This is a genomic window from Daejeonella sp., assembly GCF_049655485.1.
Classification (GTDB): Bacteria; Bacteroidota; Bacteroidia; order Sphingobacteriales; family Sphingobacteriaceae; genus Daejeonella.
In genome coordinates this window covers 1-15118 of sequence record NZ_JBASJU010000153.1, presented here as the reverse complement: position 1 = coordinate 15118, position 15118 = coordinate 1, and the positions used below count along the sequence as shown (strand labels likewise).

Sequence of the window (15118 nt, the reverse complement as noted above, 5' to 3'; positions counted from 1 at the left end):
TCTCGTTAACTGGTATCGCAGCAGCAGAAAATGCGGGTCCTGCCGTAACCATTTCGTTCGCACTTGCAGCTTTCGCATGTGCATTTGCTGGTTTATGTTATGCAGAATTTGCGTCAATGATTCCTGTGGCCGGAAGTGCCTACACCTATTCTTATGCAACTATGGGTGAGTTTATGGCCTGGATCATCGGTTGGGACCTTGTACTAGAATATGCATTAGGAGCAGCTACAGTAGCCGTAAGCTGGTCAAGATATCTCCTTGAACTCCTGCACAAGTATAATATTAATTTACCTCACGAATTCATCGTTTCACCATGGGAAACTATGAAATTAGGCGACGGAACCGTTATTGAAGGAGGACTGATCAATTTACCTGCAATATTTATTGTCTGTGTATTATCCCTTGTCCTTATTCGTGGAACCCAGGAATCAGCAAGCATGAACAACTTTCTGGTAGTATTGAAAGTTGCTGTTGTTTTAGTATTCATTGTTTTAGGATGGAGTCATATTAACCCTGATAACTATGTTCCTTACATTCCTGAGAACACAGGAAAGTTTGAAAACTTCGGTTGGAGCGGAATCTCTACAGGGGCTGCAGTTGTGTTCTTTGCCTTTATTGGGTTCGACGCTGTGTCGACAGCCGCTCAGGAAGCTAAGAATCCGCAGAAAGGCATGCCGATAGGTATATTGGGATCGCTTATCGTGTGTACAATACTTTATGTATTATTCGCTCACGTTATGACCGGTCTTGTAAATTATAAGGACTTTGCAGGTGATGCGAAACCAGCAGCGACGGCTTTCGCAATGACAGGTTACAGCTTTCTACAGGATGCTTTGATCATTGCAATCCTAGCAGGTTACACTTCAGTTATCCTGGTGATGTTAATGGGGCAGTCGCGCGTATTTTACACCATGGCTAAGGACGGGCTGCTACCTGGCTTCTTTGCTGTGTTACATCCAACATTCCGTACACCATGGAAAACAAACCTGTTCTTCCTGGTATTTGTAAGCTTATTTGCGGGATTTGTTCCAGTATCCGATCTTGGCCATATGGTGAGTATCGGAACATTATTTGCTTTTGTCCTGGTTTGTATCGGTATTTTGGTCCTGCGGAAATCACTTCCAGATGCCGTTCGTCCGTTCAGAACTCCTTTTGTTCCTTTCGTTCCAATTATGGGAGTACTTGTTTGTGTTTATCTTATGTATTCCCTTCCGGGAGAAAGCTGGATACGTTTGTTCATCTGGATGGCTCTTGGAGTAGTGATTTATTTCAGCTATGGCAAGAAGTACAGCAAGATCAGAGAGATCAGAGATGGCAAGATCATAGAGAAAGACAGAGAATAATTAAAAATATCACGTAATTTAAAGGTTCCGGTATAATCCGGAACCTTTTTGCTTTTGGGCTTATCGGATTTCATTAAAACGTATTATTAACAAACGAAAATGGATAGTTTCGATTTCAATTACAATCAGATTCTTTCGGTTACGATGATCCTTTTTGCGATCATCGATATTTTGGGGTCCATACCAATTTTAATTTCCCTGCGTATCAAAGCCGGACATATACAGTCGGAGAAGGCCTCCATTGTCGCCTTGCTTATAATGATCTTATTTCTTTATGCGGGTGAAGCTTTGTTGAAAATTATCGGACTCGATGTATCGTCCTTTGCGATAGCTGGATCAATAGTGATATTCATCATCGCGATGGAGATGATCCTCGGTGTGAACTTGTTCAAAGAGGAGGTGTCAGAAAGTGTTTCAATCGTTCCCCTCGCATTTCCATTGATAGCCGGGTCGGGCACCCTCACCACTCTCCTATCTCTTAAATCAGAATACGCAACTCAAAATATCATTGTCGGGATCGTATTAAATATGCTTTTCGTGTATATCGTGCTTAAGAACACCGTTCGGCTTGAGAGACTGCTCGGAAAAACCGGTGTAAATATATTGAGAAAAGCATTTGGAATTATCCTTTTGGCCATTGCAGTAAAGTTATTCCGGGCCAATACAGGATTATGATTCTTACTAGAATTAAAAATTCAGCGCTATTCGGGTTTGATTAACCTTGCTGCAAACATCGTGTCGGCCTTGTTTTCGTATCCTCTGAAAATCTCCTGGCTCTCAAGCTTTAAACTATATTCCGATACCAGATTGTTCACAACATCTTCATTTTCTTCTTTGAATACTGAGCAAGTGATATAGATTAAAGCTTTGCCCGGCTTCAAATATTTGATTACGTTTGAAGCAATGGTTTTTTGAAGATTTTTAAATCCGGCGATCTTATAATCAGAAAACTGGCTAATCATTTCAGGTGTCCTGCCCCAGGTACCTGAACCGCTGCATGGCGCATCAAGAATTATCCCATCAAACTGATAATGGTGAAGAATCTGGTCCTGGTTCTGTGTCAGGTCGAGAAGCTTTTTTTGATAGGTACGTAAACCTGCATTGATAAATCGCTCATCCAGATTATCCAGTACGCTTTCGCGGATATCAGAAACCACAAGCTTAATATCTGGCTGTTCCGAGAATAAAAGAAGTGATTTGCCGCCGGAGGCAGCACATGCATCCCACCAGTGTTCATACCGGTTGGGTTTATAATACTTTAGTGTTTGCTGCGATGAAAGATCCTGAATTTCATAGGGCTTTGTTGGGAATACGTCATCAGGGAATATCTTGTCCAAATTAGTACCATTCGGCAAAGCGATGGTATATTTTCCAACAAGTCTGAAGGGAATAGCAGTTTCGGCAATAGCCGCTATGACCACTTCCTCCTTATCAGGATGAATCCTGATGTAAAGGTCCGGCTGGACAAAAATCGACTTGAAAAAATCTGTTTCATCAATACCCTCCGAAAGGGGTCCAAAAGGAAATACATCAGCAAGTACAAAACCATATTGCGATTGCATAAAAGCAATTTTATCGGCCAGCGACAGATAAATTCTCTCATTGAGATCCGGCCTGAAATGCTGCAGAAAAGGATTATCTACGGATGTACAAAAAAACTCTGCGATAAACAATCTCTCCTCGATTGCCTGGTCTGCAAAAGCCTTTCCTAATCTGAAGTAATTATATAAAAGCCTGGAGGCGGAACGCCGGTCATTAGAACCCATCTGTTTATTTCGCCGGAAGAATTCAGGAAGAAACTTACTAAGTGGCCGGTCTCCCGAATAATGGTCTAAAACACGCAAGAAAGTCCTTAATTGCTGTTCCGACCTCATTTTATCATTTGTAGTTCAAGAGCCCGATAGGTAAGCATCATTAATTCAGTATTGCGATAGCCCGAACGCGCTTCTTTTGTAAAGCGAAAACTGTTATGAAGTCCGGTATACGATTCCTGAGTAAGATGGCCTGCATAGTTTTTCCCATATTTCTGAAGCATGCTTCCAAAATAATATCCAATATCAAAGCCCTTAAAGGAATATTCAGATGGTTCGAAGCCGTATTCATCCCGATACCTGGCTATAAAGTGTCTAACCTTATCGGTTTTATAATTAACAAAATAAGATGAGCTTAACTTGGTTTTAAGGGTTTGCATCTTCGAACCATCAAGAAAATCTGCTTTAACCCAGTTCGGATGTCCAAATAGTTCAACTCTGTAATTTTCGTTCGACAGTTTAGAAAGCCTATCAATTATAGGCACAATGAACATCCGGTCGTCTGAAGAAAGTATAACCAGGTTATTTTTTGAAGTACTTAGATAGGATTGCAAATTGATTCCGTTGGGCCTTTCGACGATAGCAAATTTTCCATTCGAAAGCTCAGCAATAAATTTCCTTATCGGAGCCGCGAACTTTTCGTCGTCGCTTTTCTTCGTGTTAATTAGTACGATATTGACCTGTTCGGGTTTGTAGTTTTTGGTAATATATTCCGCTATTTTCCACCCGTGCTGATCCACACTATTATTTACCGTAACCAGATTTGGATTATCAAACTGGGAGGGCATCGATGCAGCCAGCGGAGAAACGATCAGCTTAGTAGCGCTTTTCTCGAAAAAATCAGAAAATGCACCTATTGCATCCGGAAAGATGGGCCCAACAATGATTTCATTCTCCTTGACAGACGCTGCAGCAGCAAGATTGACAATCCGAGCCTCCTGGTCCTGGGTATCCAAAACCTGAAGCCTATAGTTATGGCCATTTCTGGAAAGAGAATCTAGCGCCAGCTTAAATCCCAGGTAGAAGTCAACTGCCAGATGGGATTTACGGATCTCGTCCGTGCCGGCAGTACGCAGATCAATTGTATTAAGTTCGAACGGCAATAACAGTGCAATAGAATGATCTATGTCTCTTTTTACAGGAGGCACTTCTTCCCGGGGCTTAACTACTGGAGGAGTTTTTACTGTTCCAGTCTTAGCTGGTATTATCCTTTTAGAACATCCTGATACGGCGACTAGAAGTGAAAGTATGAGTAAACATCTACTCCCATTCGATCGTAGCAGGCGGCTTGGAACTAATATCATATACAACTCTGTTAATTCCTTTTACATTATTAATAATTTCATTCGATATTTTTGCCAGTAACTCATGTGGAAGATGGCTCCAATCAGCGGTCATTCCATCAACAGAACTTACAGCTCTTAAACAAATAACGTGCTCATAGGTTCTTTCGTCTCCCATAACTCCCACAGACTGAACTGGTAAAAATATCGCGCCAGCCTGCCAAACCTTATCATACCATCCGGAGGACTTAAGGTTATTGATGTAGATGGCATCTGCTTCCTGAAGAATTGCAACCTTCTCCGGTGTTATATCATCAAGGATACGGATTGCTAAACCAGGACCGGGAAATGGATGCCTTCCAAGCAATGAGGGGTCCATACCCAATGTTTTACCCACACGCCTTACTTCATCCTTAAAGAGCGTATTTAAAGGTTCTACAACTTTTAATTTCATAAAATCAGGAAGACCGCCCACATTGTGATGGGATTTAATGGTCGCCGATGGTCCTTTCACTGAAACAGATTCAATCACGTCGGGATAAATGGTACCCTGACCAAGCCATTTCACGTCCTGAACTTCATGGGCGGCATCATCAAAAACATCGATAAACACCCGGCCGATGGCTTTTCTTTTAAGTTCGGGATCCTTCAAACCTGCTAACTGCCCCAAAAACCTGTCGCCCGCCCGCACTCCGCGAACATTAAGCCCCATATGCTGATATGAATCCAATACCTGTTCGAACTCCCCTTTACGAAGCAATCCATTATCCACGAATATGCAATGCAAATTCTTCCCAATCGCCTGATGCAATAAAACGGCTGCGACTGAGGAATCAACACCACCTGACAAACCCAATATCACTTTATCATCGCCAAGCTGTGCCTTAAGAGATGTAACAGTGCTTTCAATGAAAGCGTCTGGAGTCCAGTCCTGACTGCATCCGCAAATATCTACAAGAAAGTTCTCTAAAAGCTGTTTACCCTCCGTACTGTGTGTTACTTCCGGATGAAATTGGATACCATATACTTTAGTACCCTTAATATGAAAGGCCGCGACCTTAACAGAATCGGTACTTGCAATGATTTCGAATGTGTCAGGTATTGAGGCAATGGTATCGGCGTGCGACATCCAGGTTTGAGTCCCTGCGGCTATATTTTTAAAAAGTGGATGACTATGATCGATGTACTCCAGGTTGGCACGGCCATACTCACGGGTGGAAGATGGCTTTACCTCCCCCCCTGACTTTTGGGCTATGTACTGTGCGCCGTAGCAAACTCCCAGAATAGGATACTTCTCCTGAAGTGTAACAAAATCAATTTGCGGAGCTTCCTCCTGTCGGACTGAGTAAGGGCTACCTGATAGGATAACTCCCTTTACGGTATCATCAAACTCAGGAAGATTATTGAATGGGTGTATTTCGCAGTATACGTTTAGTTCTCTGACTCTCCGGGCAATAAGTTGAGTATATTGTGACCCGAAGTCAAGAATGATCATCTTTTCTTGCATGGGCAAAGATAATTTTTTCCCGTCGCTTCTCCCTATATTTGGTTAGCAAAACTTTATGGCACCTGTAACTTTTAATGTTCTTCTTGAACCGCTTGATGAGAAAATGGTACATCACCTCATCGTTGTTCCAGATAAGATAGCTGCGCATTTCATTAAGGGCAAAGGGGCGCCGCGTATTTTTTGTTCTATTAAAGGAAATCCTGAATTCCCCTGTGCTTTAAATCCCAGGCATGGCAGATATGTAATCATCGCCAGTAAGCAACTAATTAGGCAAAACAAGCTGCATGTTGATATTCCATTTGAAATATCTATTCGTCATGATCCTGAAAATGGACTTGCGCGTCCGGAGGAGCTCAATGAAGTACTAGAGCAGGACCCTGCAGCGTAAAATACTTACCATGCACTTAACGACGGACATAAACGGGGGTACATTTACTATGTAAACCAGGCGAAATCTATTGAGAGCCGGATTAAGAGGGCCCTGGAGATCGCGGAGAAAATCAAGAAAAGATGAAAGGTGAAAAGTGGAAGATGAAAGTTGAGAATGGAGAGTGGGGAATAAAGAATGTAAGGTGAGAGTAGTGGGTGAAAGGTTGGACGTATTTTTGCAGAAGTATATATATGAGGGTTCTATTTTTTTGTTTAATCGCTGTAATTACACTTTCAAGGTGTAATTCAGGAGCTCAGGAGCATTATATCCCAAAAAGTGCAAAGACAAGTGACTCTTCACTAGTACATAACACTTCGGACGTGAGCGAAAATTCCGACTCAGAGCTGCGCGACACTGAGATACCAGGAGAAGTTCCACCCTGGAATTATGCAGACTCGCTTGATGTGCAGTATATCAATCCTGGAAAAACACAGGCTGATGAATTAGTTGACTTTGCTGAAACATTGGTGGGTGTTCCATACTTATATGGCTCAATCGATCCCAATAAGGGATTTGACTGCTCAGGATTTATCACTTATGTATTTAATCGCTTCAACATTGCTGTTCCAAGATCTTCTGTAGGATTCACTTCAGTTGAAAGGGAAATACGCCTTAATCAGGCTAAAAGAGGTGATATAATTTTGTTTACAGGAACAGACAGCACTAAGCGTGTAGTCGGGCATATGGGAATAATAACATCCGCTGAAAACGGGGGCGAATTCATTCATTCAACATCCGGAAAAGCATACGCTGTAACTAAGACTCCATTAAACGCATACTATCAGGGACGATTTGTGAAGGTGATTAGGATATTTAATAATTAGGGGTTCGTTGGCTAGTTGTTCGTTGTTTGTTGTTCGTTGTTTGTTGTTTGTTGTTAGAGTTTAGTTTTTTTTGGTTAGAGATGGCCGGTTAGATTATTTTGTGGAGAGAACCTCCTTCTTTTCCGAGTTCATCAACTTTTTTCTCAGCCTCCGGATCTTTAATAAGAAGCGGTGCATGATGTGGTTTTATCCTGGCATCAATGATCATCGGCCCTTTACAGCCCCAATGTTTATTTTCCGTAAATGAATTGATACCGTGAATATCGTGTGAGGGGTTGCTTCGGGTAAAGGTCACCCAAACAAAATTATTAATAGTCCGGGCGGTGAACCCCGCATCATCGCAAAGCACTATCAGAGGGAGGCTTTCCAGATTCTTGAATCCTAATGCGTTATTTAAAATTTCAACTTCCTTTGCAGTTTCGGCCGCATCTGTGTATTTGGGTGCATCTACTGCGATAATTCCTGGAATAACGAGTTTATGGTTTTCAAAAGGCCTTGGTAAAGTAAAAGAAGCCGGTAATTCTTCCCACAGCGTTCTCCTTTTATCACCTGCAGCAGCAATTGCTATTTTAGATCCTGAATTAATATCTGTACCACTATAATCTAAGGTATCGATAGTGGTTTTTGTGTAAAAATGAAGATCGCGTGTCAGATCTACCCGCTCCAAAATATGCCTTAAAAAACCGGGAATATCATTTGTTGAAAGTGATGGATTGTCTTCTTTACTGCTGATAAAAAGAAACTTTGCAAGACTGAGCTGGCTTTTCCCCAAAATATGATTTGCAAGGGTCAGGATTTCCTGAGGTTTCTTTTCCTTTAAATAAGGTGTGTACCTTTCGCTGCCGATGGCGAACAGTAAAGGGTGTACTCCTGCTGCATCTACAGCATTTACTTCGTGTAAGCCGGGTATTTCCTTCGGAATGGCTGAACCAGTTATATCATGAATCAAGGCACCGAAACTGGTGTCCTCCTGCGGCGGACGGCCCACAACGGTGAAAGACCATATCGCATCCTTTCTATGATAAACATTCCGGACCTTCATCACAGGAAAGGGATGTTTTAAACTGTAATAGCCGAGGTGATCCCCGAATGGTCCTTCATCTTTATTTTGACCCGGCTCTATAGTACCAGTTATGACGAAGTCAGCATCTGATGAAATACAAAATCCTTCATCGTCATAAAAATATCTGAAGCGCCTGTTCCCTAACGCGCCAGCGAATGTCATTTCTGATAATCCTTCAGGAAGGGGCATCACTGCGGCAAGCGGATGCGATGGCGGGCCACCAATAAATATGCTCACTTTAAGAGGTTCCCCTTTTGCGTTTGCCTTGGTTTGATGAACTCCAATACCGCGGTGCAACTGGTAATGAAGCCCAATTTCCTCATTCTGAATATAATCATTGCCTCCCAACTGGATCCGATACATTCCAAGGTTGGCATTCATTATACCAGGTTTATCAATATCCTCGGTATAAACCTGTGGCATGGTAACAAAAGGCCCACCATCCATGGGCCAATGGGTAATCTGGGGAAGGTCGGAGATTTGAATCTTTCCAAATTTAACCGGCGATCGGAAGCCCGTCTGCCATGGAAGTGCAGATAAGGCTGTTAATCCGACCCCGGCATATTTGAAAGGATTCTTAAGTGCTTTCAATGGGTCAGACTTTAGATCAACCAGGGTTTTGATCTTGTCTAAAGAATCACGAAACATAAATTTGGAACGATCAAGGGTCCCAAAAAGATTAGAAACAGCAGGAAATTGCGTGCCTTTTAGATTCTCGAACAATAACGCAGGTCCTTGATTTTCATAAACCCGTAAATGTATAGCAGCAGCTTCCAAATGCGGATCTACCTCCTCTTTTATCCGAATAAGATGACCATGTTTCTCAAGGTCTGAAACGCAGTGTGCAAGGCTTTTGTAACCCATGTTGTATTTTCAATGTAAGGCAAATTTAGGGAAACGGGGACGAAAATTTGCAATGTTTTATGAGGTCAGGAGTCTGACCTCCGACACTCTATACCAAACTTATTTAAAAACTCAACCCCTTCATCAAATGGCAATCCTTTGTACTCCGCATACGATGCTTTAAACCAAACCTTCTTAATTCCCGACGAGTAAATTATCCGGGCACAGGCCAGGCATGGAGATAAAGTGAGATAGAGAGTCGCCCCTTCCAGCGTCGCACCATTTTTCACAGCGTATAAGATGGCATTTTCCTCTGCGTGCAATGCAAGTGAACAACTGTTTTTTGAGTCGCGGGGGCATCCCGTTTCAGGCCATTCCTCATCGCAGTTATGAGTACCTGCAGGCGGACCATTATAACCAATTGAAATTATCCGGGTATCCTTCGTTAAAACAGCACCGACCTGGGCTTTCACGCAATGTGAGCGTGCAGCCAGGTCAGTTGCCAGTTTCATAAATATCAGATCGAAGCTTGGCTTTTCAATCATTAATGCGCCGCTTCTGCGTCCAGCTTACTAACATCAATGCCTTGCTTCTTCAATTCTGAACTTACCTTAATTGCAAAGTAGGCCAAGTATGCAAAGCATATAACCGGAACTATATACGAGATGTGAATTCCACTTTCATCTGCAAGAAGTCCCTGTACCGGTGGAATAATAGCCCCCCCAAGGATCATCATGATTAGGAAAGCTGAACCCTGACTGGTGTATTTTCCCAATCCTGCTATCGACAATGCGAAAATACATGGCCACATGATAGAACAGCACAAACCTCCGCTAAGGAAAGCATAAGTAGCAATCTTCCCTGTAGTCATTAAACCTATTACCATTGCTATAGCTCCTAAAACACCGAATGTTAAAAGTGTTTTCGCAGGTTTTTCCTGGCTGTAAAAGAAGCCGGCAATAAGTATGACTATACAAACTGAATAAATATAGAACTGGCTCACATCAGTACCGTTCCAATCGTTTGCAAACAATATTATACCAAAGGCTACAAAAGGCACCACGATGGTAAGTATATTTTTAGTGCTTTTTGCAAGATTGAAAGCACTTACAGCTCCTGTCCAGCGGCCGATCATCATACTTCCCCAATAAAGTGATATAAACGGGGCAATAGTTGCATCGGTATATCCACCAAATTCAGGCAACTGAAGCAAGGTGCCCATATTTCCCTGAATAGTAACTTCCACACCTACGTAGGTAAAGATCGCCATCATTCCTAAAATCAATTGCGGATATCCCATTGCACCCCAGCCGGTTTTGTCTTTGGACGCCGCACCGAGTGTCAGGAATAGGGTAAGTACAATTATAATTAATGCTGCATATACAAAGTAAGCCAGACTTAGACCAGTGATGTCTGCCAGTGGAATACCCGCCAAAACCAGGATAAATGCTATAAATATCACCGCAAGTGGCAAATTGGTTTTATCACTGGATTCAATCTTTTCATCACTAGTCACGTTAGGAAGTTTAGATACAGCGAAGAAAATTGCCACTGCCAGGAACAATCCTGCCAGGACATAATATAAAGTATCTATTGATGTTATCTCGACAACCGTAGTAGAAACAGCCTTTGCGCTTCCAAATAGGATAATACTTACTGCAATAGGGCCTAAAATACTTCCGAAGTTGTTTACACCTCCAGCTAAATTGAGGCGATTAGCGCCAGTCACCGGACTTCCCAGTGCCACCACAAAAGGGTTTGCTGCAGTTTGCTGAAGCGAAAAACCTATCGCGACGAAGAAAAACGCGGTAAGGATAAAAGGAAAAGAACCGGAATGCAAGGCAGGCACCATAAGCAAGGCACCTCCGGCGGAAATAACAAGTCCGAGGACTATAGCATTTTTATATCCAAGTTTATTCAAAATATCCACTTTGGTAATCTTCGATGCGTAAAACAAAATCAAAGACCCAATAAAATAACCTCCATAAAACGTATACTCAATAAGCTGAGATTCAAATTGCGTCAGGTTGAAATGTGTTTTACAGAAAGGAATAAAAATACCGTTACTGGCAGCCAGGAATCCCCAGAAAAAAAACACCGTAATTATAGTGTATAATGCGGATCCATAGTTAGCTTGTGAGTTCTTCTCCATTATTTAAAGATTAGTTTTTTAAAAACGACCCTAACATAAATTAAATTTCTCATATGTGAATGATCTTTTTTTTTGAGAGCAATTGATAATAATCAAGCTATAGGTCCACAGCAGAAGTATTAAATCTAAAGCAGGTTCTAATATATTGGAAATTAAATATATAGGGCGCAGCTTGTGTTATCCCCTTGCTGCACTAATAATTGAAAGCTGAAACCTAAGCGTTTTTCTATTGTTATTACCGAGACTATTCGCATATTCGCGCAATTGGAATTAATAATTCGGAATGATCGAATCGATTATAACAGGAATTGGATTGGGATTTGTGCTTTCGTTTTTAACCGGTCCTGTATTTTTTGCTCTGATTAAAACAAGTATAGAAAAAGGCTTCTATGCGGGCGTCTCGCTCGCTGCAGGAGTATTGGTAAGCGACATTTTTTATGTAGCACTCACTCTCTACGGCACTTCATTTCTCGCCCTTGAAAGTGAATACCGGGTTCAAATAGGCGTTGCAGGAAGCACCATACTTTTTGCAATTGGCATTTACTACCTGTTTAAAACCGTAAAAGTTAATTACGAACAATCCACCTCCAAACGCCGAAACACAGGATATTTCCTTAAGGGATTTATCATGTGCATTTTCAATCCTGCTATACTGCTTTACTGGCTGAGTGTTACCAGTGGTGTGATATCCATTTCAGGGGAAATTGATCCGGCAACTGTCATTCCATTTTTTGGATCTATACTGATCACCCAATTTAGTGTAGACGTAGTCAAAGCTTATTATGCGAATAAACTCCGGTATCGGATTAAGGAGAAAACAATATCGAATTTGAATCGGATTGCAGGAGTGCTGATCTTGATTTTTGCAGCACGATTGCTTTATAATTTGTTGACGGGGCACTCTTTGATTTAGCTGAAAAGGGAAAACTGAAAACGGAGGCAAACGCCACCTTTCGCTTCGCAGTTTTTAATTTCTCATTCTCAAAAAAATAGATTTATTTTAGAAGGTTTTTTGCTTGCTTGATAACTTGTTCCAGGCTGTACTCGCCATATTGTGCGATGTATTCGCCGTCCGGTTTAATTATTACAAAGCTGCCGCAGGGGTATTTATATTTGAAGAAAGTTTTTTCGATCAAGAAATCCAGGTCAGGATACCATTGGAGGAAACCATACGAGTTTCTAATCCCCTCTTTGGATGCATACATATAATATGGAGAGCCTTGACCCAATCGCTCAAGTTGCCGACGATATTTAGCCCTAGCCACCTTCCACTGCTCAAGAGTCGCTCCACTCCCTGATGAATTGCACCTGTCTTTTCCTTGATGATAATTGATGATCATCATTTCCGATCGGTCGATTGATTTCCCCGTAACCGTCTGGAGATTTGAGATAATCTTATTAAGCACTTCCTGGCTAATAAAACCGGTCTTGGAACGAAGAAATAACCGGGTTTCAGTGGTTTTACCTTTTTGAAAGCTTAGGGCTAGATTAACACGACTGTCGCGTTGCTTTTCAAATTGTTCCTTGCTTATTTTTTTTCCATGTACATCATAGAAATGTATTTCCTGTGCTGAAGACACTATCGAACTTAGCAGGAGAAGGATTAAACACAGCAAATTTCTCATAACCCAGGAATGAAATTTCAAGATACAAAATTCTTTTCCCCAGTAAGGGATATCAGGTATATTTGCCTTTCACTTTTCTGTCTTCTGTCTTCTGTCTTCTGTCTTCTGTCTTCTGTTTTCAGTTTTCCACTTTCCACTTTCAACTCTCAACTCAATACGCCCTCTGATTCTTCCCCTCCATCCAGTTCATGAAAGCCTTATTTACAACCTTATTACCACCAGGCGTTGGATAGTTGCCTGAGAAATACCAATCACCTAAGTGGTCGGGAATTGCTTTGTGAAGATTATCGAGTGTCTGAAAGATAACCTGAACCTCCGTCTTGATTTCCTTTGGTGTGATGATTTGTGCTATTCTGTCGGAAATCTGCTGATCTGTGAACTGGTCGTAGATCTGCTGAACATAATTTTTAACCTGTTTATTGCCTAATTTTTGAGACTCCAAACAGTTCTGATAAACTTCTTCAATCACATTTTCTTTACCAGACTCGCGCAGAAGCGATATAGCTGCTTCGAAAGCGACGAATTCTCCCATCCGTGACATATCAATCCCATAACAGTCCGGATAACGGATCTGCGGTGCGGAAGAAACAACTATTACTTTTTTCGGGCCAAGCCGGTCAAGTATTTTAAGAATACTCTGTTTTAATGTGGTTCCCCTAACAATAGAATCATCAAGAAGTACCAGGTTATCAGTTCCTCTATTAATGAGCCCGTAAGTGGTATCATAAACGTGAGCAACCATATCTCCCCTATCGGCATCCTGAGTAATGAAGGTCCTTAGTTTAACGTCCTTTATCGCAATTTTTTCAATTCTCGGCGCAATGCTAAGAACCTCTTCCAATTCCTCATCGGATATCCTGTCTGCACGCTTAAGGAGAGTATCGCGCTGGTATTGCTTCACATATTTGTGAACACCTTCAACCATCCCGTAAAATGCCACTTCCGCAGTATTTGGGATAAAAGAAAATACGGTGTTTTTAAGATCGTGATCTATAGCGTTTAAGATCTGCGGACAAAGTAAGCGGCCTAATTGCTTACGCTCACGATAAACAGACGCATCGCTGCCCCTGGAGAAATAAATCCGCTCAAAGGAACAAGATTTCTGGACCTCCGGTTCACGGAACTGTTCCTCAGTAACAGTCCCATTTTTCTTTACAATCAGTGCGTGTCCCGGCTTGATCTCTTTTACAGATTCAAGCGGTACATTAAATGCGGTTTGTATAGCAGGGCGCTCAGAAGTTACAATCACAACCTCATCATCATGATAGTAGAACGCGGGCCGGATACCGGCTGGATCCCGCATCACAAATGCATCTCCATGTCCGAAAATTCCGCTAATTGTATAGCCGCCGTCCCATGTTTTAGCCGAGCGTTTAAGTATAGAAGCTACATCAATATGTTCAGCTATCTGATGGCTGATCTGTTCGTTTGAAAACCCTTCAGCTTTATATTGGTCAAAAAGTTCCTGATTTTCTGTATCCAGAAAGTGTCCTATCTTTTCAAGAACCGTTACTGTATCGGTCCGCTCCTTTGGATGCTGGCCCAGCTCAAACAGCTGCTCCAAAAGTTCATCCACATTCGTCATATTGAAGTTACCGCTTATCACTAAGTTTCGGGTCATCCAGTTATTCTGGCGGAGAAAGGGGTGACAACTTTCAATACTATTTTTCCCATGGGTTCCGTAACGCAGATGGCCCATGAGCACTTCTCCGGTAAAGCTTATATTTTGTTTTAACCATTCAGAATCAAGCAAAAGCTCTGGTGCGGTTTTTTGAACATCTGCAAATTTCTTCTGCACGTATTCAAAAATCTCCGCTACGGCATTCGATCCGGTAGAACGGTACCGGCTAATATATCTGTTCCCTGGGGGTACATCCAGTTTTATAGTCGCTATACCTGCTCCATCCTGCCCTCTGTTATGCTGCTTTTCCATCAAAAGATATAGCTTGTTCAGCCCGTAAAGTGCTGTGCCATATTTTTGCTGATAAAAAGATAAGGGTTTTAGAAGGCGGATAAGTGCGATGCCGCACTCGTGTTTGATCTGCTCGCTCATACGTGGTTGTGAGTATGCAAAAGTAGATATTTAATCACTAAGAAGCCAATGAAATCTGTCTGAAAATCGCACTAGAGTTGGTTTAATTAACAAATTGACAGTGTGTGTTTTAAACCAATCAGTACTTTAAAGGTACCGCTGTATCGCAGACGGAAAAACAATAAAAAATAGCAATAAGAAAACC

13 protein-coding genes and 1 pseudogene are annotated in these 15118 nt (G+C 41.9%); 6 read left to right on the top strand and 8 right to left on the bottom strand.

Annotated features, from left to right (window positions below; genetic code table 11):
• A partial coding sequence (locus tag WBJ10_RS06445; RefSeq protein WP_424288700.1) for an amino acid permease occupies positions 1-1343 on the top strand: 1343 nt, incomplete at its 5' end.
• A gap of 99 nt (positions 1344-1442) precedes the next feature.
• Positions 1443-2018 (top strand): MarC family protein, encoded by a 576-nt coding sequence (locus WBJ10_RS06440; protein ID WP_424288699.1) that lies wholly within the window; start codon positions 1443-1445, stop codon positions 2016-2018.
• 26 nt (positions 2019-2044) lie between these two features.
• Here WBJ10_RS06440 and WBJ10_RS06435 read toward each other — a convergent pair whose 3' ends face one another.
• The 3 genes from WBJ10_RS06435 to guaA are packed head-to-tail and all read right to left on the bottom strand — an operon-like array spanning position 2045 to position 5944.
• Positions 2045-3217, bottom strand: coding sequence for an RsmB/NOP family class I SAM-dependent RNA methyltransferase (locus WBJ10_RS06435; RefSeq protein ID WP_424288698.1), 1173 nt, complete (start codon positions 3215-3217; stop codon positions 2045-2047).
• On the bottom strand, positions 3214-4458 hold the full coding sequence (locus WBJ10_RS06430) for an ABC transporter substrate-binding protein (RefSeq protein WP_424288697.1): 1245 nt from the start codon (positions 4456-4458) through the stop codon (positions 3214-3216). Before WBJ10_RS06430 ends, WBJ10_RS06435 begins: the two co-directional genes overlap by 4 nt.
• On the bottom strand, positions 4415-5944 hold the full coding sequence (guaA, locus tag WBJ10_RS06425) for a glutamine-hydrolyzing GMP synthase (protein ID WP_424288696.1): 1530 nt from the start codon (positions 5942-5944) through the stop codon (positions 4415-4417). Before guaA ends, WBJ10_RS06430 begins: the two co-directional genes overlap by 44 nt.
• A gap of 55 nt (positions 5945-5999) precedes the next feature.
• On the opposite strand from guaA, the gene WBJ10_RS06420 reads away from it, so the two are divergent.
• The 3 genes and pseudogenes from WBJ10_RS06420 to WBJ10_RS06410 all read left to right on the top strand — a co-directional run bounded on the left by WBJ10_RS06420 (position 6000) and on the right by WBJ10_RS06410 (position 7198).
• Positions 6000-6332: a hypothetical protein gene (locus tag WBJ10_RS06420; protein WP_424288695.1), complete on the top strand. Its 333-nt coding sequence runs from the start codon at positions 6000-6002 to the stop codon at positions 6330-6332.
• 15 nt (positions 6333-6347) lie between these two features.
• Positions 6348-6458, top strand: a pseudogene (locus WBJ10_RS06415) (YdeI/OmpD-associated family protein); the annotation flags it as partial.
• A 236-nt stretch (positions 6459-6694) separates the two neighbouring features.
• Complete coding sequence (locus WBJ10_RS06410) at positions 6695-7198, top strand: C40 family peptidase (protein ID WP_424288694.1); 504 nt, start codon at positions 6695-6697, stop codon at positions 7196-7198.
• An 88-nt stretch (positions 7199-7286) separates the two neighbouring features.
• On the opposite strand, the gene WBJ10_RS06405 is transcribed toward WBJ10_RS06410, so the two are convergent.
• The 3 genes from WBJ10_RS06405 to WBJ10_RS06395 all read right to left on the bottom strand — a co-directional run bounded on the left by WBJ10_RS06405 (position 7287) and on the right by WBJ10_RS06395 (position 11256).
• Positions 7287-9125 carry a UbiD family decarboxylase gene (locus WBJ10_RS06405; RefSeq protein ID WP_424288693.1) on the bottom strand — a complete coding sequence of 613 codons (1839 nt, stop codon included), beginning with the start codon at positions 9123-9125 and terminating at the stop codon, positions 7287-7289.
• A 65-nt stretch (positions 9126-9190) separates the two neighbouring features.
• Positions 9191-9649: a deoxycytidylate deaminase gene (locus tag WBJ10_RS06400; protein ID WP_424288692.1), complete on the bottom strand. Its 459-nt coding sequence runs from the start codon at positions 9647-9649 to the stop codon at positions 9191-9193.
• Positions 9649-11256 (bottom strand): MFS transporter, encoded by a 1608-nt coding sequence (locus WBJ10_RS06395; RefSeq protein ID WP_424288691.1) that lies wholly within the window; start codon positions 11254-11256, stop codon positions 9649-9651. Before WBJ10_RS06395 ends, WBJ10_RS06400 begins: the two co-directional genes overlap by 1 nt.
• Before the next feature lie 283 nt (positions 11257-11539).
• On the opposite strand from WBJ10_RS06395, the gene WBJ10_RS06390 reads away from it, so the two are divergent.
• On the top strand, positions 11540-12169 hold the full coding sequence (locus WBJ10_RS06390) for a LysE family translocator (RefSeq protein WP_424288690.1): 630 nt from the start codon (positions 11540-11542) through the stop codon (positions 12167-12169).
• Positions 12170-12251: 82 nt separating this feature from the next.
• Here the strand turns inward: WBJ10_RS06390 and WBJ10_RS06385 are convergent, their stop codons facing one another.
• Both WBJ10_RS06385 and WBJ10_RS06380 read right to left on the bottom strand, forming a co-directional pair.
• Positions 12252-12881 (bottom strand): hypothetical protein, encoded by a 630-nt coding sequence (locus tag WBJ10_RS06385; RefSeq protein WP_424288689.1) that lies wholly within the window; start codon positions 12879-12881, stop codon positions 12252-12254.
• A 151-nt stretch (positions 12882-13032) separates the two neighbouring features.
• A complete protein-coding gene (locus WBJ10_RS06380) occupies positions 13033-14934 on the bottom strand; it encodes an amidophosphoribosyltransferase (RefSeq protein ID WP_424288688.1) in 1902 nt (633 codons plus the stop codon).
• Between the last annotated feature and the right edge of the window lie 184 nt (positions 14935-15118).

Coding starts and splice junctions, on each gene's coding strand:
- WBJ10_RS06440 (WP_424288699.1), top strand. CDS start 1,443: ATGGATAGTTTCGATTTCAATTACAATCAGATTCTTTCGGTTACGATG.
- WBJ10_RS06435 (WP_424288698.1), bottom strand. CDS start 3,217: ATGAGGTCGGAACAGCAATTAAGGACTTTCTTGCGTGTTTTAGACCAT.
- WBJ10_RS06430 (WP_424288697.1), bottom strand. CDS start 4,458: ATGATATTAGTTCCAAGCCGCCTGCTACGATCGAATGGGAGTAGATGT.
- guaA (WP_424288696.1), bottom strand. CDS start 5,944: ATGCAAGAAAAGATGATCATTCTTGACTTCGGGTCACAATATACTCAA.
- WBJ10_RS06420 (WP_424288695.1), top strand. CDS start 6,000: ATGGCACCTGTAACTTTTAATGTTCTTCTTGAACCGCTTGATGAGAAA.
- WBJ10_RS06405 (WP_424288693.1), bottom strand. CDS start 9,125: ATGGGTTACAAAAGCCTTGCACACTGCGTTTCAGACCTTGAGAAACAT.
- WBJ10_RS06400 (WP_424288692.1), bottom strand. CDS start 9,649: ATGATTGAAAAGCCAAGCTTCGATCTGATATTTATGAAACTGGCAACT.
- WBJ10_RS06395 (WP_424288691.1), bottom strand. CDS start 11,256: ATGGAGAAGAACTCACAAGCTAACTATGGATCCGCATTATACACTATA.
- WBJ10_RS06390 (WP_424288690.1), top strand. CDS start 11,540: ATGATCGAATCGATTATAACAGGAATTGGATTGGGATTTGTGCTTTCG.
- WBJ10_RS06385 (WP_424288689.1), bottom strand. CDS start 12,881: ATGAGAAATTTGCTGTGTTTAATCCTTCTCCTGCTAAGTTCGATAGTG.
- WBJ10_RS06380 (WP_424288688.1), bottom strand. CDS start 14,934: ATGAGCGAGCAGATCAAACACGAGTGCGGCATCGCACTTATCCGCCTT.